At 56.3% G+C, this 21,994-nt stretch carries 22 protein-coding genes; 8 read left to right on the top strand and 14 right to left on the bottom strand.

What is annotated here, in order from left to right:
- Nucleotides 1-2,138, bottom strand: a 2,138-nt coding sequence (gene tssI / locus V6S97_RS14540; RefSeq protein ID WP_334427185.1) for a type VI secretion system tip protein TssI/VgrG, incomplete at its 3' end; no start/stop codon positions are given.
- A 157-nt stretch (nucleotides 2,139-2,295) separates the two neighbouring features.
- On the opposite strand from tssI, the gene V6S97_RS14535 reads away from it, so the two are divergent.
- Nucleotides 2,296-3,237, top strand: a complete 942-nt coding sequence (locus V6S97_RS14535) for a hypothetical protein (protein ID WP_334427182.1) — start codon at nucleotides 2,296-2,298, stop codon at nucleotides 3,235-3,237.
- Nucleotides 3,238-3,354: 117 nt separating this feature from the next.
- Nucleotides 3,355-3,531, top strand: coding sequence for a YegP family protein (locus tag V6S97_RS14530; RefSeq protein ID WP_080707349.1), 177 nt, complete (start codon nucleotides 3,355-3,357; stop codon nucleotides 3,529-3,531).
- A 277-nt stretch (nucleotides 3,532-3,808) separates the two neighbouring features.
- On the opposite strand, the gene V6S97_RS14525 is transcribed toward V6S97_RS14530, so the two are convergent.
- Entirely contained in the window at nucleotides 3,809-4,345 is a 537-nt protein-coding gene (locus tag V6S97_RS14525) for a hypothetical protein (protein WP_112593262.1), read from the bottom strand.
- Nucleotides 4,346-4,444: 99 nt separating this feature from the next.
- Nucleotides 4,445-5,113, bottom strand: coding sequence for a hypothetical protein (locus V6S97_RS14520; protein ID WP_131861001.1), 669 nt, complete (start codon nucleotides 5,111-5,113; stop codon nucleotides 4,445-4,447).
- Nucleotides 5,114-5,270: 157 nt separating this feature from the next.
- Here V6S97_RS14520 and V6S97_RS14515 point away from each other — a divergent pair, with 157 nt between their 5' ends.
- Both V6S97_RS14515 and V6S97_RS14510 read left to right on the top strand, forming a co-directional pair.
- Nucleotides 5,271-5,699, top strand: coding sequence for a PPC domain-containing protein (locus V6S97_RS14515; RefSeq protein WP_334427175.1), 429 nt, complete (start codon nucleotides 5,271-5,273; stop codon nucleotides 5,697-5,699).
- 813 nt (nucleotides 5,700-6,512) lie between these two features.
- Nucleotides 6,513-6,698: a hypothetical protein gene (locus V6S97_RS14510; protein WP_131860999.1), complete on the top strand. Its 186-nt coding sequence runs from the start codon at nucleotides 6,513-6,515 to the stop codon at nucleotides 6,696-6,698.
- A gap of 801 nt (nucleotides 6,699-7,499) precedes the next feature.
- Here V6S97_RS14510 and rpsU read toward each other — a convergent pair.
- Both rpsU and V6S97_RS14500 read right to left on the bottom strand, forming a co-directional pair.
- On the bottom strand, nucleotides 7,500-7,730 hold the full coding sequence (rpsU, locus tag V6S97_RS14505; protein WP_112356399.1) for a 30S ribosomal protein S21: 231 nt from the start codon (nucleotides 7,728-7,730) through the stop codon (nucleotides 7,500-7,502).
- 249 nt (nucleotides 7,731-7,979) lie between these two features.
- Nucleotides 7,980-8,378 (bottom strand): hypothetical protein, encoded by a 399-nt coding sequence (locus V6S97_RS14500; RefSeq protein WP_107676549.1) that lies wholly within the window; start codon nucleotides 8,376-8,378, stop codon nucleotides 7,980-7,982.
- A 192-nt stretch (nucleotides 8,379-8,570) separates the two neighbouring features.
- Here V6S97_RS14500 and V6S97_RS14495 point away from each other — a divergent pair, with 192 nt between their 5' ends.
- Entirely contained in the window at nucleotides 8,571-8,720 is a 150-nt protein-coding gene (locus V6S97_RS14495) for an OST-HTH/LOTUS domain-containing protein (RefSeq protein WP_112356391.1), read from the top strand.
- Between the two features lie 466 nt (nucleotides 8,721-9,186).
- A complete protein-coding gene (locus V6S97_RS14490) occupies nucleotides 9,187-9,711 on the top strand; it encodes a GNAT family N-acetyltransferase (RefSeq protein ID WP_112356398.1) in 525 nt (174 codons plus the stop codon).
- Nucleotides 9,712-9,775: 64 nt separating this feature from the next.
- Here the strand turns inward: V6S97_RS14490 and V6S97_RS14485 are convergent, their stop codons facing one another.
- Both V6S97_RS14485 and V6S97_RS14480 read right to left on the bottom strand, forming a co-directional pair.
- Complete coding sequence (locus V6S97_RS14485; protein WP_112356390.1) at nucleotides 9,776-11,278, bottom strand: B12-binding domain-containing radical SAM protein; 1,503 nt, start codon at nucleotides 11,276-11,278, stop codon at nucleotides 9,776-9,778.
- A gap of 30 nt (nucleotides 11,279-11,308) precedes the next feature.
- Nucleotides 11,309-11,752 (bottom strand): YbaK/EbsC family protein, encoded by a 444-nt coding sequence (locus V6S97_RS14480; RefSeq protein WP_162691902.1) that lies wholly within the window; start codon nucleotides 11,750-11,752, stop codon nucleotides 11,309-11,311.
- 500 nt (nucleotides 11,753-12,252) lie between these two features.
- Between V6S97_RS14480 and V6S97_RS14475 the strand changes: the two genes are divergently transcribed.
- A complete protein-coding gene (locus tag V6S97_RS14475) occupies nucleotides 12,253-12,894 on the top strand; it encodes an SH3 domain-containing protein (RefSeq protein ID WP_112356387.1) in 642 nt (213 codons plus the stop codon).
- Between the two features lie 221 nt (nucleotides 12,895-13,115).
- Here the strand turns inward: V6S97_RS14475 and V6S97_RS14470 are convergent, their stop codons facing one another.
- The 3 genes from V6S97_RS14470 to odc2 form a co-directional block, all read right to left on the bottom strand.
- Complete coding sequence (locus V6S97_RS14470; protein ID WP_112356386.1) at nucleotides 13,116-13,694, bottom strand: hypothetical protein; 579 nt, start codon at nucleotides 13,692-13,694, stop codon at nucleotides 13,116-13,118.
- A gap of 378 nt (nucleotides 13,695-14,072) precedes the next feature.
- A complete protein-coding gene (locus tag V6S97_RS14465; RefSeq protein ID WP_003506595.1) occupies nucleotides 14,073-14,642 on the bottom strand; it encodes a GNAT family N-acetyltransferase in 570 nt (189 codons plus the stop codon).
- A 193-nt stretch (nucleotides 14,643-14,835) separates the two neighbouring features.
- Complete coding sequence (gene odc2 / locus V6S97_RS14460; protein ID WP_003506594.1) at nucleotides 14,836-15,969, bottom strand: ornithine/lysine decarboxylase; 1,134 nt, start codon at nucleotides 15,967-15,969, stop codon at nucleotides 14,836-14,838.
- A 537-nt stretch (nucleotides 15,970-16,506) separates the two neighbouring features.
- Here odc2 and V6S97_RS14455 point away from each other — a divergent pair.
- The gene (locus V6S97_RS14455) at nucleotides 16,507-17,400 is read left to right on the top strand and encodes a LysR family transcriptional regulator (protein ID WP_003506591.1); all 894 of its coding nucleotides are present in this window, start codon (nucleotides 16,507-16,509) and stop codon (nucleotides 17,398-17,400) included.
- A 56-nt stretch (nucleotides 17,401-17,456) separates the two neighbouring features.
- On the opposite strand, the gene V6S97_RS14450 is transcribed toward V6S97_RS14455, so the two are convergent.
- From V6S97_RS14450 to V6S97_RS14435, 4 genes are all read right to left on the bottom strand, one after another.
- Nucleotides 17,457-18,410, bottom strand: coding sequence for a substrate-binding domain-containing protein (locus V6S97_RS14450; protein ID WP_020810942.1), 954 nt, complete (start codon nucleotides 18,408-18,410; stop codon nucleotides 17,457-17,459).
- Between the two features lie 72 nt (nucleotides 18,411-18,482).
- Nucleotides 18,483-19,484 (bottom strand): ABC transporter permease, encoded by a 1,002-nt coding sequence (locus tag V6S97_RS14445; RefSeq protein WP_020810941.1) that lies wholly within the window; start codon nucleotides 19,482-19,484, stop codon nucleotides 18,483-18,485.
- Nucleotides 19,485-19,533: 49 nt separating this feature from the next.
- Nucleotides 19,534-21,057 (bottom strand): sugar ABC transporter ATP-binding protein, encoded by a 1,524-nt coding sequence (locus tag V6S97_RS14440; protein ID WP_334427164.1) that lies wholly within the window; start codon nucleotides 21,055-21,057, stop codon nucleotides 19,534-19,536.
- 201 nt (nucleotides 21,058-21,258) lie between these two features.
- Nucleotides 21,259-21,882 carry a TetR family transcriptional regulator gene (locus V6S97_RS14435; RefSeq protein WP_031234023.1) on the bottom strand — a complete coding sequence of 208 codons (624 nt, stop codon included), beginning with the start codon at nucleotides 21,880-21,882 and terminating at the stop codon, nucleotides 21,259-21,261.
- Nucleotides 21,883-21,994: the final 112 nt, after the last annotated feature.

Raw genomic sequence — 21,994 nt, 5'->3', positions numbered from 1 at the left:
AACTCTTCACCGACTGCAATCTTCTTGAACTTTCCGACGCTTTCCAGCGACGTCTGGCCGACATTCGTAACCTTGCTCACCCCGATCTGTTCAGCCCGCGCTACACCGACGCTATCGGATTTGAACGTGCTGACGATCGTGTTCATGATGCCCGGCAGCGGAAACAATCCCGAAGCATCGGAACCGACGCCCGAGCCGGAGCCGGCAAGCGCCGTACCGGCGTCCGCACGCGGGCTTGGACCGGAGACAACACCTTCGCGTGCGGAAAGACCGCCCGCACCGAGGAAACCTAGCGCCGATGAGGCAAGCGTGGTAGCGAAGGCCGCGAGACCCGGGCCGCCGCCGCCGGCGATCTGGGCGGCTTGCGAAAGCAACCCGGCCGTCTGCCCGGAGAGCGCCTGTACGCCGGCCATGGCCATCATCGCCATCGGTCCCGTGCCGCCGACGACGGTGTTCACCGAACCACCGATTTCGTGTTTCTGGTTGCCGGAAACTTCAACGGCGCGGTTGCCGCCGACTGAGGCGACCTCGTGGCGGTCGATACGTTTGGTCCGGTCATTCAACACCCGCGTCGTCTGGTCCTTCTGGGCGTGGAAGAACTGGTTCTCCTTGCCGGCCTCATCCTCGAAGGTGATTTCGTTGAAACCGTCGCCCTTGTGACTGTTGGAGCGAAGCACCATGCGCGTCTTGTTGGCGGGCAGATCGTAGGGCACGGAATTGGCGGGATTGTTGACCACGCCTATGACCAGCGGTTTGTCCGGGTCGCCATCGACAAAGGCCACCATCACTTCCATGCCGATGCGCGGGATAACCTGCGCACCCCATGTACCGCCGCCCCATGCCTGACTGACCCGCACCCAGCACGTATCCGTGCCATCCTTCTTCGCCTTGCGATCCCACGGGAACCACAGCTTGATACGGCCATACTGGTCAGGATGGATTTCTTCGCCTTCAGGGCCGGCGACGATCGCCACCTGCGTGCCTTCGATGCGCGGGCGCTTCGTCGTCCGGTGTGGCGTCAGCGGCACACGAGCCGGGATCGCTTCGAAGTGATTGCGATATTCCGGCTCGTTGCCATTGGTCTCATAGGAGAGATCGACGATATTGTGGCTTGCCCTGATGATCACATGCTCTTCATAGGCGTGTTCAGGGTGGGCGACCTCGTAAGGCGTGAAGCGGCGGCCGGCCTCCAGAATGCGCGAGGTCGACGAACCGAATACCCGGTCGTGGTCGGCCTCGATCGCCTGGGTGCGCAGTTTCTGCGCCCGCTCCGCTTCTTCGACTGTCCTGATGCGGGCCGGGTATTCGTAGAGCTCGCGCTTCGTCGCATCCGGCATCTGCACCAGTGAGGGCGTCATTGTGCCCGGCACCATGCCCGGCGTCTCGAAATTCCAGTCCGCACCCGCGCGCTGGCCCGGGACATAGGAGAAACGCCGTGCCCAGTCGTTGATGTGGTTGCGATCCGACGAACCCTGCGCCAGACGCACCGTCCCCTCCCCCTGGGCGGCCGGTGATGGCCCAAGCCAGCCGCTGGCGCTATCGGCCACATGCAGCTTGTGGGAACCATCCTCATGGCTGAACCAGTAGAAAAGACCATCCTCCTCGAAACGACGGGTGAGATAGTCGAGATCGGTCTCGTTAAACTGTACGCTGTAGTGCTGTGCAGGCGGCGGCGAGATGATGCCCGACGTGTCGGGAGCAGGAATGCCATGTTCGGAAAACAGCGTCTCAACGATCTCGACCGCCGTCTTGTCCATCCAGATACGGCAATCGGAGCGGCGCGACAGAAGCCACATTTGCGGGCGGAGGGTCATGGCGTAAGAGCGCAAACCGCGTGTGATCGGCGGGCCCTCATGCAGCTCCGTCACCAGGCCGTTGAACGGGCGACGGATGCCGCTGCCCTCTTCGCCATCGCCCTGTTGCACCTCGACCGAAACATCGACCAGCCGCCCGATCAGCTCTTCGGGCTTGACCGCTTCCTTCTTGGCCCGCACCGTCAGGCGAATGTCGAAGAGCTGCGATACGCCCTCCTCGACCGTCAGGCGCTCTGGCAGAAGCTGATCTTCGCCCAAAGGCGACTTGACCTTGAGCACACGACTCGCCTGAATGAAGTCAGAGGATGAGGGCTGGTCATTCATTGCGAACCTCGATAGCAGAGCTCAAAAAATCAATCAGCTGTCAAAATCTCGACAGAATGCAATCAAACATTGTGGCGAAACCAAGGATTCAACATGAATTCTACAACCTGGATACGCCAAATATCCATCTATGAAATCTGACAGGCCGGGGCACGGAGTGACCATCGAAAGAAATCCGAGACATACAAAACACGATGCCGGTACCTACGGCCTTAGCCGCGAAGAAGCAGCCGGGGCTCGCCACGGCTCCGGCTGGTGGGTCAGTATCAGGCGGCGCGGCCACCGGATCGTCAGGCTGTTCAAGGACAGCATCTACGGTTCCGGCGATGCCGCCTACCGTCAGGCACGCGCTTACCGCGACGCCATCATCCTTGCCATTCCGCCCGCCACCAACATCGAGCAGGCCGTGCTTCTGCGCAAGAACAACCGAAGCGGCATCTCCGGCGTCAGGCGTGTTGAGACAGCCGAAGGCGATGTGTGGCAGGCAACCTTAATGACCAGTGAGGGGCAGAAACGCGAGAACTTCTCCGTCGCCAAACTGGGCGAAGAGGCGGCAAAGTCGATGGCGATCACGCAACGGCGCAAATGGCTGAGGGCCCTGCCGGTGACACATCTTGCCTATGCGCATCACGCTGCGGAAGTGGCGCGCGCGCAGTTCGCCGACGAGCTTGCGCCGGTGGATGATGTTTTGCCCGGGGAGCGCCGGGCCGATGCTAACATCAAGGCGCGTATCAAGGAAATTAACGACCGGTTTGATGCAGCGCGGCCGAAGCGACTGCGGGTTCGGGTAAAAAGCTATTCAACGGACAGGGTATCCATCGCGGTTTCCGATGCAGAAAGCCCCGCGCGGAAAAAACTCATGCATCTCAACAGGCGGGGCAAGACAGGGACCGAAATCATAGACGCGATCAACAGAAGCGTCCGGGAAACCGTAACGGCAATTCATGATGAGAAGACCGCGTGCTGGTTCAGTTCCACCTATGGCAACAAACTGCTCAATCCGCAGACATTCAACATTGATGAGGGTTTCAACGTGCTTGTTATTGTGCCCGAGGACTCGAGTTCTCGCGTAGCACGCAGGCCGGACCGATATCCGTAAATTATCCACCCAACTCCCGCCCGCATCAGAAAGGATTGCGGGCAATGCACTTGCGCCTGCATTTTACGAATGGCACGCTTGAATTGGTCGAATCATTTCCAACAGGCAGGAGGCAAGATGGCGCATAAATTTGAAATCTATAAAGATAAGGCTGGCGAATTCCGAGTTCGCTTCAAATACAATAGCGAAGTGATCTTTGCGACCGAAGGCTACTCCTCCAAGGCAAGTGCGCAGAACGCAATCGCCTCGATCAAGAAGTACGGCCCAGACGCGCCTACTGAAGACAACAGCTAAGGCCATACAGCGGCCCGCCCAGTTGGGTGTGCCGCTTTTTTCAGAAAGGCACGGACGCCCAAGTCCTTTCCGGGGAGATGAGTCCCTTTGCTATAAGGGCAACAGCGGAAAGTGGCGACCGGTCAGTTGGGATCATCACCGCCGAGGGGAACGTCCCCACCCTCCGCAATACATTAGTTATGATTCATAATAATAAATAGCAAGTTCAAAATCCCTGTCATATGGGCATCACGAGATTTGATTGGTGCCGGCATCACCTGATGTACACGCCACGACGTCAACGAACTGAGCCGATATTGACGACAGCGGAGGAGCCTACCTGAACGAAAGAATACTCGACCGCCCCTCGCCTCCACCAGGCTGTCGTACTTTCGATCGCGTCATTCTTGTCAAGATTATCCGGTGCACCAAGCCTCTCCGACAACGCATCCAGAAATCCGGCGGGTCTTGACGTGGAATATGCGCACGCTTTGTGTCCATTTGGACCAGTAGCAAGCCAAAAAGACAACGACTCGACTCTGCCAACCTCTTCTCGCCGCCAGCCCACAACGTCCACCGAACCGCCATCATCGGCAACGAAACTACGACGCCATTCCTCTGTTTCCGCATCGGTCAGCCGCTGCCAGCCAAGTTCGTTACCCTTGACCATCGCGGTCTGCACGGTGGGCGCTTCACAGATATTGAGAAGACGCTCCGCCGTCATGTCCGCCGGCATCGCCGTGGCCATCCCGAAACTCAAAAATGCAGCGCAGAAGCTGCCAATGGTCAATATCTCAAGATACCGAAGCGGACTTGCTCGCTCTGCGCTCCTCATTTTCTTCTCCGGTTCGTATCGTCCATGGGATCAGACCGCCGCATCCGAAAGTAAACGTTGCGGGATGGATGCAGCCAGTTGAGGATCATGCCCCGGCGTTCACACCGGGCGCAACAGGCTTCCTGTCGTTCGCAAACGCTCTTCCAGCAATTCCACAAGCTGCTCCTCGCGAATACGACCCTGCCCCAAACCGAGCTTCATGGCCAACTCACGCCAACCAAATGTCGGCTGTATCTGGGGTGCGCCGTAGGCGTCAGCAAACCACGCGAGCGCGACTGCGTAGCCGTATCCGTATTCCATCTCGACCGAGCCGCCGACAGAAACCCAGATATCGGCACCGATAAAAATCGGCGTCCTGAAATCGCCACCGACTACCATCGACGAGTCTTCCCTGGACGCGAAAACCCAGTCCCTGACGATGGCATCTCCGGTGACGAAGATAATGCTGGCCCAGTCATTGTCGATGCTGCCGCACTTCAGATCGCCAAAGACAACGAGGGTAACATGGCCATCGCCCCCTTCGATGCATGTTGAGACCTTGCCGCTGACATGCAGGTTTCCGTCGATCACAGTGATCCATGAAGACGGGACGAAATCCCCGTCAATCTCCAGATCGCCGCGATGAATGCATGCGTCCGCAGTTTCATTTTGGGGACCTCCAGGGACCAGCTGAAACCTCAGAAGGGCCTCGGCCACGGCAGGATTAGGCAGCTCTTGCGATCTCCGGACTACAAATTCATGCCACTCCGCTGATGTTACACTGCTCAAGTGCACCAGCTCTCTCCTCTTTCGTCCAACGTAAGTAACGTCTGCCTGCCACCGGAAGCGGACCTTAGAAGGCTGATATAAACATGTCCAGCAGGGTCGGTTTGGTACAATCGGCTTCCCGGAGTACTTTTGTAGAAGTGGACTGTTCGGAGAGGGAATGATGCTGGAAAGACTTCTACCAGTTTTGCGCCTGTTGTCGGTTGTCATCGCGCTCCTTGGTGCAGCAGGCACGCCCGCTTCTGCAGAATCTCGTTACGTCACCGCAGGGACAACGGAACAGCCAGCCGATTTGGGCAAGGTGAAAGGCGTGTTGACCTTTGAGGGACGAACCGGCGAAGGGCCGATGAGAGACGCATGGTTCTCATTCACGCTTCCGAGCGCCGGCCGCGTCAGGATCGCGGTAGACCAACCAGACGTCACATTCGATCTTCGCCTGCCTGGCAGTCGAGGCGTCGATGGCATTCTGACCAGTACCGCCTTCTCACATGAGGCCAGCATCGTGTACGAAGTGGATTCGGGAACGTACCTGTTGCGAACCTATGCGGACTCGCCGTCAAGCTACACCGTCTCCATAGAGGCAAACTGAAACAGGCACGGATCGAGTTGTTGGCCTGTCACTCAAATGGCTGGCAGCATTATTGACCAGAGGCGGGAAACCATCCGCCCCCCTGTTATGAGCCCTATCAGAATTGCCGCTCCGTCGCATTGGCGTCCATAATGGCGTCGGGAGCCGAACGGGCAGTTCGGGTGGGAACCAAATCATGGATATCGGCAGGCATTGTCTGTGCGTTGTCACGTAACCTGACGCACACTTAGATAAATGGATTGCAGACACCAGCGAATCCTGCATTGCGATCACGACGTGTCCAGAAGTCACGTTTTTGCGGAGCCGGCCAGTCTTCGGGCTGGCCGGTTTTGCATAGAGCGACTCGCCAGCCAAGTCTGTTTTCAGATGCAAAAAGTGCTTCGACCTGCCCTATTGTCCCTGATCTTTTTGACGATCATCGCGCTGATTGTCGTGATGGGAGGTATCATTGCATGGGATGTGGGGTGGATTCATCTTGCCGATGACCATGCCCCCACGATCAGCCGCGACCATGTCTTGCAGGCCCTTACCCCGGATAAAGAATAGGCATTACTACTCGGTCTTCCCTACTTACCATTAGAGCGATAACGCAGGCTGAGAAAAGCGAGCTTTTGCGCTTGATGCAGACCTACGCAGCATTCAAACACTCCGGATGGAGCAGCGACCGATCATGGTTGATTACGCCGGGGATCGTGCTTTTCGCGTGTAAAAATATTGCCTGGCGCTTGAGATCACTATATTATAAAGTAATCATTTGATGTCCGAATATTGATTTGTAATTATTGTATTTTTGGTAAAATATTGGAGACGCCAGTGCGTTACGCCGTAATTTTGAAAACGACGGACGGTGAAAATCCTGTTTTTGAAAGCGATGACATCACGCGTTGCCTGGGATGGATTGCGGATCAGGCAAAAACCGATCCGACAATGCCAAAGGAAGAATACAGGGTAGTTGATCGAGACTTTGAACAAAGCGTCGGAACAGAGCAGCGTATTTGAGGACGAATAGGTCCTGCGCGGAAGGTGGGACATAACCCAGCAGCTCTGATCCCGGTCGCCACTTTTCGCCATTGCTGTAGCCACGGGCAAAGTCGCCGCCCAAAGCGAGAACACGACGTGAGTTTGCTGCTTGATGGATAAAAGAACTTTTCCTTCAACAGTCGGGATACACAAATCAATCCTCCTCAGAAGCATGTTTCCTCAGCATGTGAATGATATCGACAGCATAGAGGAAGGCGGCCTTCGCATCTTCAGCGTGGAGTTCCTGGGCAGAGGCACAAACCGAGCGCAGATAGCTTTCCGCCTCAACCACGCGGCAAAGATGGCGAACCTCCGATTTCTCAAGCGCGCGCCCGATAAGGGTAACGGCGACGTTTAGCTTGTGACGGAGTTCGTCTTGGGAAAGTCGATGAATGCGGTTGGCGGCATGAAGCAGTTCTGAGATGCAGTTTGATTGCAGGGCATGAGCGCGAGAAGTCTTTTGAACAGGATGAGCCTGATCACCGTTTATGCGGCGTCACTGGAGCATGTTGTGAGGGAGATTGCGGCCTGGCCTCGGAGGAGGTTGAGCCGGGGAACTCTGTTCATCGGGTGGCGATGGTCCCATATTTCGGCAGAGCCAGCAGGTTTATGATAGTTCAGCCGTCGGGGCGACAGCCACGGCTCCTGCGTTCGCGTCGTCAGACGCAGGAGCAACCCGCCATCAGTGTTTTGCAGATCGCGAATGCGAGGGCAACACTGACGTTGTTTCGTCAATAAAAGTGATAACCCAGAACGAAATGACCGCCACGGCAATCGTGGTCACTTGCCCTTTCTAGGATTTGTTGGAAGGACGCCTTCACGCTGCATCTGTTTGCGGACGAGCTTCCTCTGACGGCCGACTGCTTCAGCCTTTTCCCGCGCTTTTTTGATGGATGGCTTCTCGAAAGCTTCACGCAGGCGCATTTCGCGGAAAACGCCCTCGCGCTGAAGTTTTTTCTTGAGAATGCGCAGTGCCTGATCGACGTTGTTATCGCGTACTAAAACCTGCATATGGGCCTCTTGAGGTCGTAAAAAACGGTGCGCCACCATACGCAATTTGACGTCGAATCCAAGATCGACCATCCCTTTGTGACGGTCTTTTTTCAGAAGGCAAAGTGACCTGCGAGGTCATAGCCAACCCCACATCGTGCAATTGTCACGGCGTTCCTCTGGATAACACGGAAGTTTCGGCCATCTCATGGAACGACGTCGTATTTACAAATAGACGCTGCCTCTCGCCTCTTCTCGGCCGGATGCACGTCACGCCTTTCGGCGAGTAGCCGTCGCAGCTTCAATGCCTGGAACTAAGCGGCTGTCGAACCAGGCGATCATTTCCTGAAGTTTTCCTTGGGCAGGCGTGACCTCACCCGCATTCACCAGTTCAGCCGCAGCTTGAGACATCGCCAGCAGAATGCGCGCGGTTTCTGGCACGTATGGTAGATCGGGGCCCGTTTCGTGGCGTTCGCGTATAATCTGATAACGAAGGTTCTCCGGATAAGTCCACGCGCTCACGAGCATGTCTTGGACGCTAACCTGTTGGCCTCCGATATTGATCGTGGCATCGCGATCGGTCTCAACATACCCTGATGCCTCGATACGCTCGCAGGCATCGATTGCTGCATTCATCATGCCTCTGATCACATTCCAGTCTGTTTTCATGGCATCCTCCTTACCGACTGCGCAGGATGGTCGACCGTATGTCGGTAGCTCATCGGATGCAATGTCCACAGTTGGCCCGAAGCGGACTATCTTCATCTACCCTGATATTACAATTCTCTGGAAAGTATCCCCATCATCAAGTCGTCATGCCAGACGCCGTCTACGAATGCAGTTTCTCGCTCCGCAGGGGACTTGCCTCTAGCCAAGCAGTCACCTGACTTTGACGCTAGGAACTACGGATATGCGACGCTGAGCGATCTGGCCGAAGCTTCTGGCATACTGGATGTAGAACGAATCGGCGATCACGCCAAGGTCGTCATGGTCAAACTGAGCAGACCTTGACTGCACCGTTGACGTGCATAACTTACGGCGTCGCGCAAACGATGTCCGACCGCTTATTCTAAGCTTGGCATGCATTCATGCGCGCCACTCGGCGACGGCCTCCCTTGGTGGCATCGTTCGAGAATGCGTCTGGCTTTGTGAAGGGCAAACGGTGCCGGTAGCGCACTCAGTCTTTGCGCGTCGATCATCTTCTCTAGCTGCATGATAGCCCGTTCCAATGGGCTGACGGTAGTGGGTGTGGGTCGCGGGAAATATCGAGCATGACCCGAGTTGATTGACATCATGTCACCTCATCGGTTGTTGTTATCCCCGGATACATAATGGCAAAGACGACATATACGCGGCGCGGAATTCGACAATCCGCCTTGTGGTAAATGAAAGTTTGCGGTCGTTCCGATTCGAAACTCTGTCTGGTACCGCTGTCTGTTCACGAGGGTAAAATGCCGCAGAAGAGATGGAGGGGAACTTGTCAATCCTTGTAAAGACGGAACGACTGTGCCTGCGCAGAATCGAGGAAACCGATCTGGTTTCGCTTGGCAGGATTTACGCCGACCCCGAATGTATGCGGTTTTATCCGGGTACCAAGTCACCCTCAGAAATCCGCACATGGTTTCAAAAACTCGCGTTCGATAGCTACGATCGGCATGGCTTCGGCCTTTGGTGCGTCATCGATGCATCCTCAGGAGAAGTCATTGGCGATTGCGGTATTACACTGCAAGAAACCCCTGCAGGTCCCGAGTCAGAAATAGGCTATCATTTATGGCGTGATTTCTGGGGAAATGGTTTCGCAACCGAGGCGGCAATCGCCTGCCGTGACTATGCATTTCAAAGCCTCGGTTTGCCGAGAGTGGTCAGCATCACCAGCCCGGAAAACATACCGTCCCAAAAAGTCGCGCAACGAGTGCACGACAGAAAGGAAGTTTATCGGAAACAGCTCGCGGAAAGCGACGTCTTTGTCGACCGTTACCTCTGCATTAGTGAGAAACGGTGATTGGTTCGGCAGAAGAACATTCATCGAATTGCAAGCCTCGTCCGCCGCTTGGGCAGCCGCCTTTTCAAGCTAACGGCTGCAGCTCATCCCGCCGACGCCACCTGGACCCACCACTACCGTAGCCCAACTGCAACTCAGATGCCGCAGCATTCACCGCAGCAACTGCATCCAGTGCTTCGTCGTATGAAATGCCGGAGAATCGATCAATATATCTCTGCGAAGTACTATCCGTATCCCACGGCCAGTCATGATCAAGTTCCACTTCGCTTAACATGTCGGAGGCGAACATTTTTCTGCCATAAAAATTGTTGGGCAAGGGAACTATTGGTTGCGTTTCGACGTCTCCAAGCAACCCATCGCTAATAATAGTTTTAATCCAACCTACTGTCTCGTTAAGAGTTTCTGTAGTTTCGGCGTCGGTTCCAAAGACAAAAGAGCCATACGCAAAAATACCGACAGATCGGACAAGTTCCAAGGCACGTCGATTAATCGCTACAGAATCATGCGGTCCCTTCATGTGATGAAGCGTGATATTGCAGCCTGATTCCAAGCCGATGTTAATACGGAAGACACCCATATCGCGAAGCCATTTCACGAGGTCCGGATTTTGTACGATATCGATAGCTTGGCAATAAACAAAAAAGCTTGGATCGAAGGACAAATCCGCCGGCCGAGCATTCGCAACACCTTTGATAAATTTGGGAAAACTTGAAAAGCTATCGCACACCTCCCAAAAAACATTTGCTCCGGTATCATGATGCGCGGAAATGACCTCGTCCCAAAATCGGGCAGGCGAGGAAAAAGATACATCCAGCAACATGTCACAATGACGACACTTGATTGTTTCTTTTGATCGAGAGCAACCTCTCGCGCGGTTCATGGTTGTGACACCGTTCACGCTGCTTTCATGAAATCGTTCGAATTTAGATTTATAATTTTGAAGATATGCATTCCAATGCGACTGCGGATATAGCTTCCTATTAACAGTCGGAAAAATGTCGAGCGCACCCTCTCGCTTCGTGGCTTTATACAACGGGGATTTCAGGATCGAGAGACGTTTCTTATCCCGGAGATATTCGAAGCCCTTGATTTCTCCGTCTTCACGGTAGCACAAATCCGAAATGTCTTCGAAGCGCCCTTCTTGACCGAGCAAAACTCGCGCTAATAGCTCAAGTGCAGCCTCCCCGTACTCCGAGCAAATAACGAAATCCACATATGGGCGATTGCGGAGAATCTTCTGTCCCAATTGTGAAGCTTGGTCATTACCAAACACCGTGTAGGCACCAACCCCTTTTGCGGTCTCAGCTATACGCAAGCTGTTTTGATAGGTCGTACAGAGGACGGACGCCCCCACCAACCAAGGCTGCAAACGCTCAATCTCTCCGCAGATATCATCGATCGACATTACTCCCCCATCACGGCAAATGATTTCAAAATCAGGGAAATGCGTCTGCATCCATGTTCCCAACGCAATGGGCCCCAATGCTGGAAAACTGTGGTCATTGGCCGTTGACGCCATCCCACCATCGCTAGGAGAGTTCACCAGATAAATCACTTTCTGCTGCATGCCATTCTCCCAAATTGTTTGGAATAGCGTTCAGTACTCGGCGATATGTAGGTTAGGGATTCGTCTTAGAGTTGATGTTTCGATCCTAAGAATAAATTCTTTGTCGCCTGACCCGACATACACCCAAGGGTGCTGCAAAATGTCAGCATGAACGAAAACATCCGCATCAAGCGTCTCTACAAATGGTGAGATCGCTCCGGGTTCAATACCCACATTATTTTTCAAACTTTCCGGAGACGCCCAAAAAAGCCTGCTTCGAGGTAACCCAGCAACGTGAGCGAGCTTCGATAGATTTATACGCTGATCTCGTTGTAAACACGCAAGAATGAAACGTTTCTGACCTCCTCGAACCTCAAAAGCTATCGTCTTGATGCAGCGATCGGCTTCACAGTCCGAAATCTCGCACACGTTTATCGCCTCAAATCCAATATCCAGACGCTTCAAATATGACGAGACACCAGAAAATTCATTCACCTTGTGCATCCTTCGTCCTGAGGACTTTCGCAGTGCAATGCTTTCAATTAATGGTATGCGTATCTGGAAAGGTCTCGTTTAGAGTGCTTCTTTTTATAATTTTTTCAACTACGGGATGCATCACAATTTCGCGATCCGTCTGCCAGCAGCGTCTGCAAGAGGCGAAAACTCTATGGCTGGACTACGACACCAACACGTGTGTGGTCGAGTTCTTCGATTTCGACAGAGACACCTGGGAACCAATCACCAAAACCGAAGTAGGTAGAGACGACGCGTGCTATCGGGCGGTCGCCGAAAATCTTCGCTGAGTTTGATTTATCGAAGAGTTCTCTCCGAGCAAAAAACAACGGCTGCCACTGACCCGCCTACGCGCACGTCCCCGAAGAAAGCGACCGCCTGCCGGCCATGGATCATCGAAATTAACCATTAAGTTGAGAGCGACCATCGTTGCTACTTGCAGAGCGTTTTAGCCCTCGCCAATATGACGCGGGGGCTCTTCTATGAAAAAACGATACTGGCTGCTTTGTGGACTTATCCTGTTCGGGATTTCGAAATTGGGGGAGACGCCGTCGAAGTCCGGCGTAACGACACCGTCGCCAAGTTTCTCAACTGGTCGTCCGCCAGCGATGAGCCACCGACAACCAGCCTCCCCTTCCGCAACAACCTCTTCGCCGCGAGATGGGACGCCCACTTCGCCGAATTTCACAGAAATACGAACCAAGTTTGTCAACGGAAACGGTGTCGCACTGCGCGGTGCGCCAAACCCAAAATCTCAAATCATTGATAGACTGGATCGAGGACGAAAAGTGGACTTCCTTCAGTCGGAGGCACAATGGTCCCGGGTCAAAGATGTTCTGACTCAAAAAGAAGGATGGGTTGCAACCAGATTCTTGCAGGATGACACCCCCAAGAGAGAGGAAATCTCAAAACCGTCTGAACCAAAGAGTAAACCTCCCCCAACACTATCACCGACAATCATTATACAGAGGATCATTGCTGAATCCGTGGCCAGTTATCCCGGCACGTGCGCCTGTCCCTACAGCACAGATCGTAGGGGCCGAAGATGCGGCAACCGAAGCGCATATTCTAAGCCTGCGTGTCGCATCTCTTTTCGCCAAAACATATCTCTCACTTCTTGTTGAACTGCATAAACCGCACCCAGACCCAATGCGTGATCGAACGGAATTCTGGCGTTGACTACCAACTCCGTTGGCAGATATCTGAAAGCGCCGCTGCGGTGTTTCTCTTTCGTCGACGATAAAATGAAAAGCAAGCGATCTGGATTGCTTCCGCACTCCCTCAGCTTCTTCAATAGTGAACTCACTACTTCGATGCCGTCCCACGCCAGATAGCGAGGAAGCGGTTAAGCGCTGTAACTTGTTGACGTATGAGGCTTTGATTTCGCGCCCGCGCCCACCCTTGCGAGAGCCTGACCGAGAGCCATCTCGATGTCGAACAGATTTTTGGCTTTCAAAATCGTGGGATCGCCAACCAAGCCGAAGTGCACCAATCCGTCATCTACAGATCGGTCAGCATCGACCCAGCCGCTCGCTATCAGTGGGGTCTCCTCTGACAGTTCAGGTACGCGACCCGCGCGACTGGCCACGATAGTAAGAAACACTCCATCCCTCCCCTCGTACATCTGCTCAACAACGAAGACTCGATCAACGAACACATCCTGCTTTTCATCGAGATAGAGACCGACGTCTTCGCCGAAGCGAACTACAAACGCGTCACATTCAATTCCGAGGTCTGCATACGAGACGTCGCGGGCATCGTGGCTTGTATCGGAAAGATCGCTAAGTTCGTAGGCAACTGCGCCAGCAGCACCCCATTTCCGGATTACTTCAGCCAGTAATCGAGAACGTGCCGCTTCGTCGTCGAAATGATCAAGCGATGGTCTATTGGCCGTCGCTGCTTCGCTAGGTCGTGGGTTGTTCATCGATTTTGCTCCCAGAGTTCGATTTAGAACCGATGAGGCTCAGTATCGCAAGGGACAAACTGAAAGGCTGCCAAAGTCGCTCAAATTGATCTGCCGCGACGAATAGAAGAGGCACGCTCGATCTCGAGCTGTGTTTAAAAGTCTGCAAAATTCTGTAGTTTTTTTATCTTAGATTCAATGAGATACAGATATTAGCCATTTCAAGCTGACTCCCCGGTCAAAATGACGCGCAAAAAAAGCCCGGATTTAAGTATTCCTCCGGTCAGAATACGTGACTCCGTACATTATCGGCGGGCAAGGGCCGCCTCCCTTGGCCATATAGCAGAAACAATAAACCCCGGCTTTGGGCCGGGGTTTGATATCAGCAGCGAGGTTCGTTCAGGCAGAGAGCCTGCGGCCGCTTGCCACCAGCAGACCGGCAGCGCCTTCCAGCCAGCCGGCTTTCAGTTCCAGCGCCAGGAAACGGCTGCGCTCGAACGGGCCGGGCATGATAAGATGCTGGGCCTTGTCGGCGAAGAAGCCGAAACGTTCGTAATAAGGGGCGTCGCCAACCAGAAGAACGGCGCCGTGGCCGCGCTTGGTGGCTTCGCCAATGGCGGCACGCATCAGCGCCGAGCCGATGCCCTTGCCCTCATGGGCGGCATCGACAGCCAGCGGGCCGAGCAGCAGCGCTTCGACGGCGCGACCTTCGCGGGAGATACCGGCCTCGACATTCCACAGGCGCACCGTCCCGATGACATGGCCATCCTCATCGCGGGCGACGAGTGCCAGACCTTCGGCCGGAACGCGACCGGCGCGCAGCTTCTCGGAAGACTTGCGGCGGCGGCCGGCGCCCATGGCGCGGTCCAGCAGGTTCTCACGGGCGACGACATCGCCCGGATTTTCCTGATCGACATGAAATGTCTGCGGTGTGAAAAATGCCCGTACCGAATTCAAAAGAGCGGCCATCCTTGGCCTCCCGTCACACTACCGCCCACACGCGGCCCTTGATAAAAAAATGGTGGAGCCGTTCCGGCCCGCCGACACGCTTTCCTCGGCTGGAAGAGGTGCAGCAAGCAGGGATTTGCGCATCAGCACAATCGGCAAAGCCGGAACGGAAGCTTGGTCGAGACGCCGCCCTGCTCAGCGGACGGCGTTCGGATCAGATGATGTAAGCCTTCAGCGGCTCGAAGCCATTAAAGGCAACGGCCGAATAGGTCGTCGTATAGGCGCCTGTGCCTTCGATCAGAACTTCGTCGCCGATGGTCAGCGAGACCGGCAGCGGGTACATGTTCTTTTCATACAGCACATCGGCGCTGTCGCAGGTCGGACCGGCCAGAACGCAGGGCTCCATCTCGTCCTGATCGCGCTCGGTGCGGATCGGGTAACGGATAGCCTCATCCATCGTCTCGGCGAGACCGCCGAACTTGCCGATGTCGAGGAACACCCAGCGGTGGTTGTCGTTGTCGGACTTGCGCGACACGAGAACAACTTCCGCCTTGATGACGCCGGCATTGCCGACCATGCCGCGGCCCGGCTCGATGATCGTCTTCGGAATCTGGTTGCCGAAGTGCTTGCGCAGCGCCGTGTCGATCGCCTGGCCGTATTCTTCGGCAGCCGGAACGTCGCGCAGGTACTTGGTCGGGAAACCACCGCCCATGTTGACCATCTGCAGGTGGATGCCCTGCTTGGCAAGCGAAGCGAAGACGCGCTTGGCATCGGCCAGCGCCGCATCCCATGCGTCGAGATTCATCATCTGCGAACCGACGTGGAAGGATACTCCGTAGGATTCGAGGCCGAGCTGATGTGCATAGACCAGAACGTCGACAGCCATCTGCGGCACGCAGCCGAACTTGCGCGACAGCGGCCATTCGGCGCCTTCGCCATCCGTCAGCACGCGGCAGAACACGCGTGCGCCGGGAGCGGCACGGGCAACCTTCTCGACTTCCTCGTGGCTATCAACGGCGAAGAGATCGATGCCGAGCGCATGAGCGCGTGCAACATCGCGTTCCTTCTTGATGGTGTTGCCGAAGGAGATACGGTCGGAAGTCGCACCCGCATCAAGCGCCATCTGGATTTCAGCCACGGAGGCGCAATCGAAGTTGGAGCCGAGCGAAGCGAGCAGCTTCAGGATTTCGGGAGCCGGGTTTGCCTTGACGGCGTAATAGATGGCGCTGTTCGGCAGGGAGTGCCGGAAAGCGTTGAAATTGTCGCGCACGACGTCGAGATCAACCACGAGGCAAGGGCCTTCGGGACGTCGGGTCTTGATGAAGTCGAGAATGCGTGCAGTCGTCATCGATATATTCCCTGTTAAACCGACTTCGGAAAAATCCGAAGGACAAAGGACGCTCGAGATATGCATACGAATCAGCCGGTGGAGGCGCAGACTCGATAGCATACGCTCAAGGCGCGAATGTGAACGACGCCCTGCCAGAGCATCATTCGGCTTTGTCTGCCATCGATTGGAGGGAATGACCCGACCGCACTTCAGGCAATGATGGTGTGCCTCTTCAGTACCCCGGCTGATGGAAAGCCGGCAGAGAACCAGAAAGGCCCGCACCGTCGTTGCTTCATATGTCCTCGCATTTCCCGGTTGGCCGGAATAGCGACTGGAGGGGTTAGTTCCAGGTACCTTACCTAAATCCTCACCACATCGAGGACTCGGCGGACACACATGGGCACGTGCGACTTTGGGCAGCACGGGAGATAAGAATATTCGCAGTCATAATCAAGAGGAATTTTTCACCAAAGAGCGGATTTTTTCAGCAGTGAATTAAGGGTTGAACAGTGACTTGCGCACGTTCAATTATATGGAACGAACCGGAGGATTTTCATGGACACGCTGACCCGCATCCGCGCCTTTATCGATGTTGTCGAAGCTGAGGGGTTTTCCGCCGCGGCGCGCAAGACCGGGCGCTCCAAGGCGCTTCTGTCCAAATATGTGCGGGAGCTGGAAGATGATCTCGGCGCACTGCTCCTCAACCGCACCACCCGGCAGTTTTCGCTGACGGAAGCCGGACATACCTATTACCGCACCGCTTCCGATATTCTGAAGGAGATCGATAACCTCGCCGATCTGGTGCGTGAAAAGAATGCCGATCTGAAGGGCAAGCTCAAAATTTCCGTTCCCCGCACCTTCATCGATGCCGATGTCGGCCAGAGCCTGATCGATTTTGCCAAGGAAAATCCGGAACTGTCGCTGGAAATCGTCGCGGAAGACCGATTCGTCGACCTGATCGAGGAAGGTTTCGATCTCGCGGTTCGAATCACCCGGCTCGAAGATTCGGGCCTCATCGCCCGCAAGCTTTCCGATTTCCGGGTCTATGCGGTGGCGACGGCGGATTTCGTGGCGCAACACGGGCCGCTAGACGGCCCGCAGGATTTCTCCCGCGTGCCTTTCATCATCGACACCAATACGCGTTTTCATAATACAGTGCGGTATCTGGAGCCGGATGGCGGCTCGAATTCGGTCACCATCAGCGGGCCGATCGAGGTCAACAGCCCGCAGGCGACGTTGCGCGCGGCGCGCGCCGGTCTCGGCATCGCCTTGGTGCCGGATTTCATCGCCAGACCCTACATCCAGTCCGGTGAGCTGGTGACGCTGTTCGACGATTATATTTCCAAGGACAGGGGCATTTATGCGGTCTATCCGCATCGCCGCTACCTGCCCGCCAAGGTGCGGAGCTTTGTCGATTATCTCTCGGCGTGGTTCAGGAAGAACGGGTAACCCATCAAATGAAACGCCCGCCTTGCGGCGGGCGTCGGTGTTGGCTGAAAGTCAGATCAGAACGGCGAATCCGGGAAGTAGAACTGCTCGGCATTGTCCTTGGTGATCAGGGTCGCATCGAGGATATACTCACCCGCGACCGGCACCTGATCGTAGAAATGCCCGGCCGTCAGCTGCATGGCTGTCGCCACCATTGCCGGCGGATAGAGCACGTCGACCGGCACCAGCTTGTCGCCGTCCATGACCTTCTTGATCATGTCCTTGGAACCGGCGCCCGCAACGATATACTTGATGTCGGTACGTTTCGCCTGCTGGATAGCCTCCAGCACGCCGATTGCCATGTCGTCATCCTGACACCAGACCACGTCGATCTTCTTGTACTTGGTCAGATAGTCCTGCATCACACGGAAGGCGTCGTCGCGGTTCCAGTTGCCATATTGCCGGTCGAGAACCTTGACGCTGGAACCGGCAATACCCTTGTCGAAACCATCCTGGCGCTGCTGGTCGATCGGGATCGGCAGGCCGCGAATGACCACGACTTCGGCATCCGGCGTCGTCTTCTTGATGTATTCGCCCGCCACCTGGCCAAGCGCGGGGTTGTTGCCGGCAACGTAGAGATCGCGGATCGAATTGTCGTTGACGCTCGGCGCACGGTCAACGAGCGCGACGAAGGTGCCCTTGTCCTTGATCTCCTTGATGGCGTTGACCAGCGGATCTGGATCGGATGGCAGCACGACAAGCGCGTCAAGCCCCTGCACGGCAAGATCCTGAAGCGCGTTCGCCTGATTGGCGGCATCCGGCGACGTCTTGACAATGACGTTGAGCCCCGGATGCTCCTGCATCAGCAGCTTCGCCACACGCTCGGCATGATAGACGACGCCTGCCGTCCAGCCATGGTCGGCCGCCGGAATGGACACGCCGATGGTGACCTTCTTGTCCTGTGCGTGTACTGAACCCGCAAGCACCGTGGCCAGCGCGGCAAAGGCCACGCCGATGAATTTACTACGCATAGTCTCTTTCCTCCCAAGACCGGGGCGTTCCTCCTTCAACCGCGCGTGCCCCACATCGCGCGGCGTGATACGTCACCTGCGGCTGAGCGAACGCTGCACCAGCATGGCGATGATGATGATCGCGCCCTGAATGGCGCCGATCAGATATTCGCTGACGAAGTTCGACAGGATCATGATATTGCCGACGATCTCCAGAATGAAGGCGCCGCAGATGGTACCCCAGATGCGCCCTACCCCGCCTCTCAGCGCCGTGCCGCCGACGACGACGGCGGTGATCGCCTGCAGCTCCCACAACATGCCTGTCGTGGCCGAGGTGGAGGCAAGACGCGGCACATAAAGCAGCACCGCAACGGCGACGCAGAGCCCCTGCACCACATAAGCGATGGTGCGGACCCGTGCGACCGAAATGCCGGAGTAACGCGCCACATCCTCACTGGAGCCGACGGCCGTGAGATGCCGGCCATAGCGGGTGCGATAGAGCACGAAGGCGGCTATTGCGGCGGTGACGAAGATGACGATGACAGGCACCGGCACACCAAAGATATTACCGAAATAGACCGGGCGATAAAGCGTCTGGATTTCCGGGTTGCGCAGCGTGATCGCGCCGCCCTGCGACAGCCACGTGGTCAAGCCGCGATAAATGCCCATGGTGCCGAGCGTGGCGATGAAAGGTTCGATGCGGCCGATGGTAGTGATGAGGCCGTTTGTCAGCCCGCAGGCAGCGCCGATGGCGAGCGCCAGCGCCATGGCGGTAAGCAGCATCAAAAGCGGACTGGCGATGACACCGCTATTCATGAACAGGATCATCAGGCTGGCGACAAATGCGACCATGGCGCCGACCGATAGATCAAGCCCGCCTGACGTGATGACATAGGTGGCCCCGAGCGCGATGATGGCGATGAAGGCGCTGCGGGTGACGACATTCAACAGATTGTCGATGCCGATGAAATTGGGATTGGCGATGGTGCCGAGAACCAGCAGCAGGGCCAGCGCCACGAAAGGCGCAACCGCTCGCAGGTCCCAGTCCTTCGAGGTCTTCGGCGTTTTGCCGTTATCAAATGCGGCCTCAGTCATGTTTTCCCTCAGTTTCTTTATCAGGCCATATTTCCCGCGACACGGGCGCTCAGGCAGGTTCCTGCGTATGAACGCCCGTCGCCAGCGCCACGATGTCGTTTTCAGTCATGCGCTCACCGGTCACCTCACCGACGATCCGGCCCGAACGCATCACAAGAATACGATCGCAGATGCCGATCAGCTCCGGCATTTCCGAGGAAACGACGATGATCGAGCGCCCCTCATCCGCGAGCTTGGCGATAAAGCGGTAGATTTGCTCCTTGGTGCCGATGTCGATGCCCCGTGTCGGTTCGTCGATGATGACGATGGAGGGATCGAGGAGCATCATCTTGGCAAGCAGCAGCTTCTGCTGGTTGCCGCCGGAGAGCTGGCCCGCAAGCAAATCCTTGCGGCCAGTGCGAATATCGAAGTCGCGCACCGCATCATCGAGCGCCGCCGTTTCGCGCCACGTGTCGATCTGGAACATCCGGCTGAATTTCTTGAGCGAGGCCAGTGTCAGGTTGATCCGCAGATCCTTGCCAAGCAGCAGCCCCTTGCCCTTGCGGTCCTCGCTCAGATAAACGATGCCGGCCTTCAGGCTGTCTTCCGCCTTTGCGAAATGCACCGGCCTGCCGTGATGCCGCACGGTTCCCCGCCCGGCGCGCAGGCCGAGTATTCCTTCCATGAGTTCCGTTCTGCCGGCGCCAACGAGACCGGCAAAACCGAGAATTTCGCCCCTGCGCAGGCTGAAACCGGCATCCTGAGCATACCCCGGAACGGTAAAATGCTCCACCTGCAGAACCGGCTCGTGTTCGCCGCCGGCGGCGCGGTCCGGATAAAGCTTGGCTACGTCGCGCCCCACCATGAGCCGCGCCATATCGGCAGGCTCCAGCGCCGATGCCGGATGGGAGGCGATCAGCTTGCCGTCACGCAGAACCGTCACCCGGTCGGCAATCTCCTTCACTTCCGGCAGACGATGCGAAATGTAAAGCACGGCCACGCCCTTTGCCCGGATGTCCCTGATGACATTCAGCAGTGCATCCGTTTCGATGGGCGTAAGGCTCGCCGTCGGCTCATCGAAAATGACCACGCGATGCGGCACGAGCAGAACGCGGGCGATCTGCACCAGCTGCCGCTGGGCAATCGACAGGCTGCCGACAATGGCGTCCGGATCGATCGTACCGCCAAGATCGGCGATCGCCTTGCGGGCGCCGGCGCGCATGGCGCGGTCGTCCACCATGGCGCCCCTGCGTACTTCGCGGCCGAGATAAATGTTCTGCGCCACCGTCAAATCGGGCGCCAGCAATATTTCCTGATGCACGAGAACAATGCCGCGATGTTCAGCATCCACGGGGCCGCTCAGCGCCACGGCTTCGCCATCGATGCGGATTTCCCCGCCCGACGGCTTTTCATTGCCGGCCAGAAGCTTCATCAGCGTCGACTTGCCGGCACCGTTCTCGCCTATGATCGCGTGGACCTCACCGGCACGCACCGCGATCTCGATATCCTTCAGAACCTGTACCGGCCCGAAAGACTTCGACAGCCCAACCGTCCGGATAAGGGCATGGTCTGGAGATTCGTCAGCAAAAGCCATGTGCCGTCACCGGTGTCCCGCAGGAACGGACGGCGCTTGCCCCTTAATTTTCTTTGAAATGACCATCTACGAACTCCTCCCAAAGCTCGAAGAAGAAGCTAGCGTCCGTTTTGAGGTACGTAAAGCAATTTTCGCTGGTGTTTTAGAATACACTCAAATTTGACCGTATGAACCGCAAGCCAGAAGGTCGTGAAAGTCCTGTCAGGATGCGGAGGAGCGCTGGAAACCCTTCATCAGACGGTGCACGGCTTCGGCGCCCTCCTTGGCCAGATCGAAACGCTTGCCGAACAGCAGCCAGTCGGAGCACATGCCTTTCAGCAGCCAGTAGAGCGCGTCGAGCGCAGAGTCCGCCGTCCAGTTGTCGTTGAATGCACCTTCCGCCTGCGCCCGCGCGAAAGCGCCCTCGAGCCGATCCTTGTGATACCGGTCTAGTTCCTCCTGCGCGTGCAGCACCGGGGCGAACTCATCCGAGTAATTGGTGCGCAGGCTGATGGTCATGATGCGCTGGCGTTGCTCATCTTTTGAAAGAAGCGTCAGCCACTTGCAGGCCGCTTCCTCGATCTTGGCCAGCAGAGCCAGCCCCTTGAGGTCGGGGTCGCCGAAATCGAGCAGATCCGATTCCGGCAGGGACACCGATTGATAGAGGCCGATAAAGAGATCGCTCTTGCTGGAAAAATGCCAGTAGATCGCTCCGCGCGTGACGCCGGCGGCAGCCGCCACCTCATCGAGAGAGCTGTTGGCAACACCCTTTTTGAAGAACACCCGCTCGGCAGCGGCAAGGATCGCCTGACGCGTCTCTTCTGCCTCGGCCTTGGTTCGGCGCATGCTCATGTCTCCTTCCAATCGCGGCACGGCGCTTTCGCACCGTGCCTTCTTTGCAGTGCCGGGCTGTCAATCAGATGAACGCATTCACATGACTTTTGGCCCGGCCTTCACA

Source organism: Agrobacterium sp. CCNWLW155, from assembly GCF_036888815.1.
Taxonomy (GTDB): domain Bacteria; phylum Pseudomonadota; class Alphaproteobacteria; order Rhizobiales; family Rhizobiaceae; genus Agrobacterium; species Agrobacterium radiobacter.
The sequence above is the reverse complement of the archived record's forward strand: the minus strand, read 5'-3'. Positions and strand labels throughout refer to the sequence as shown.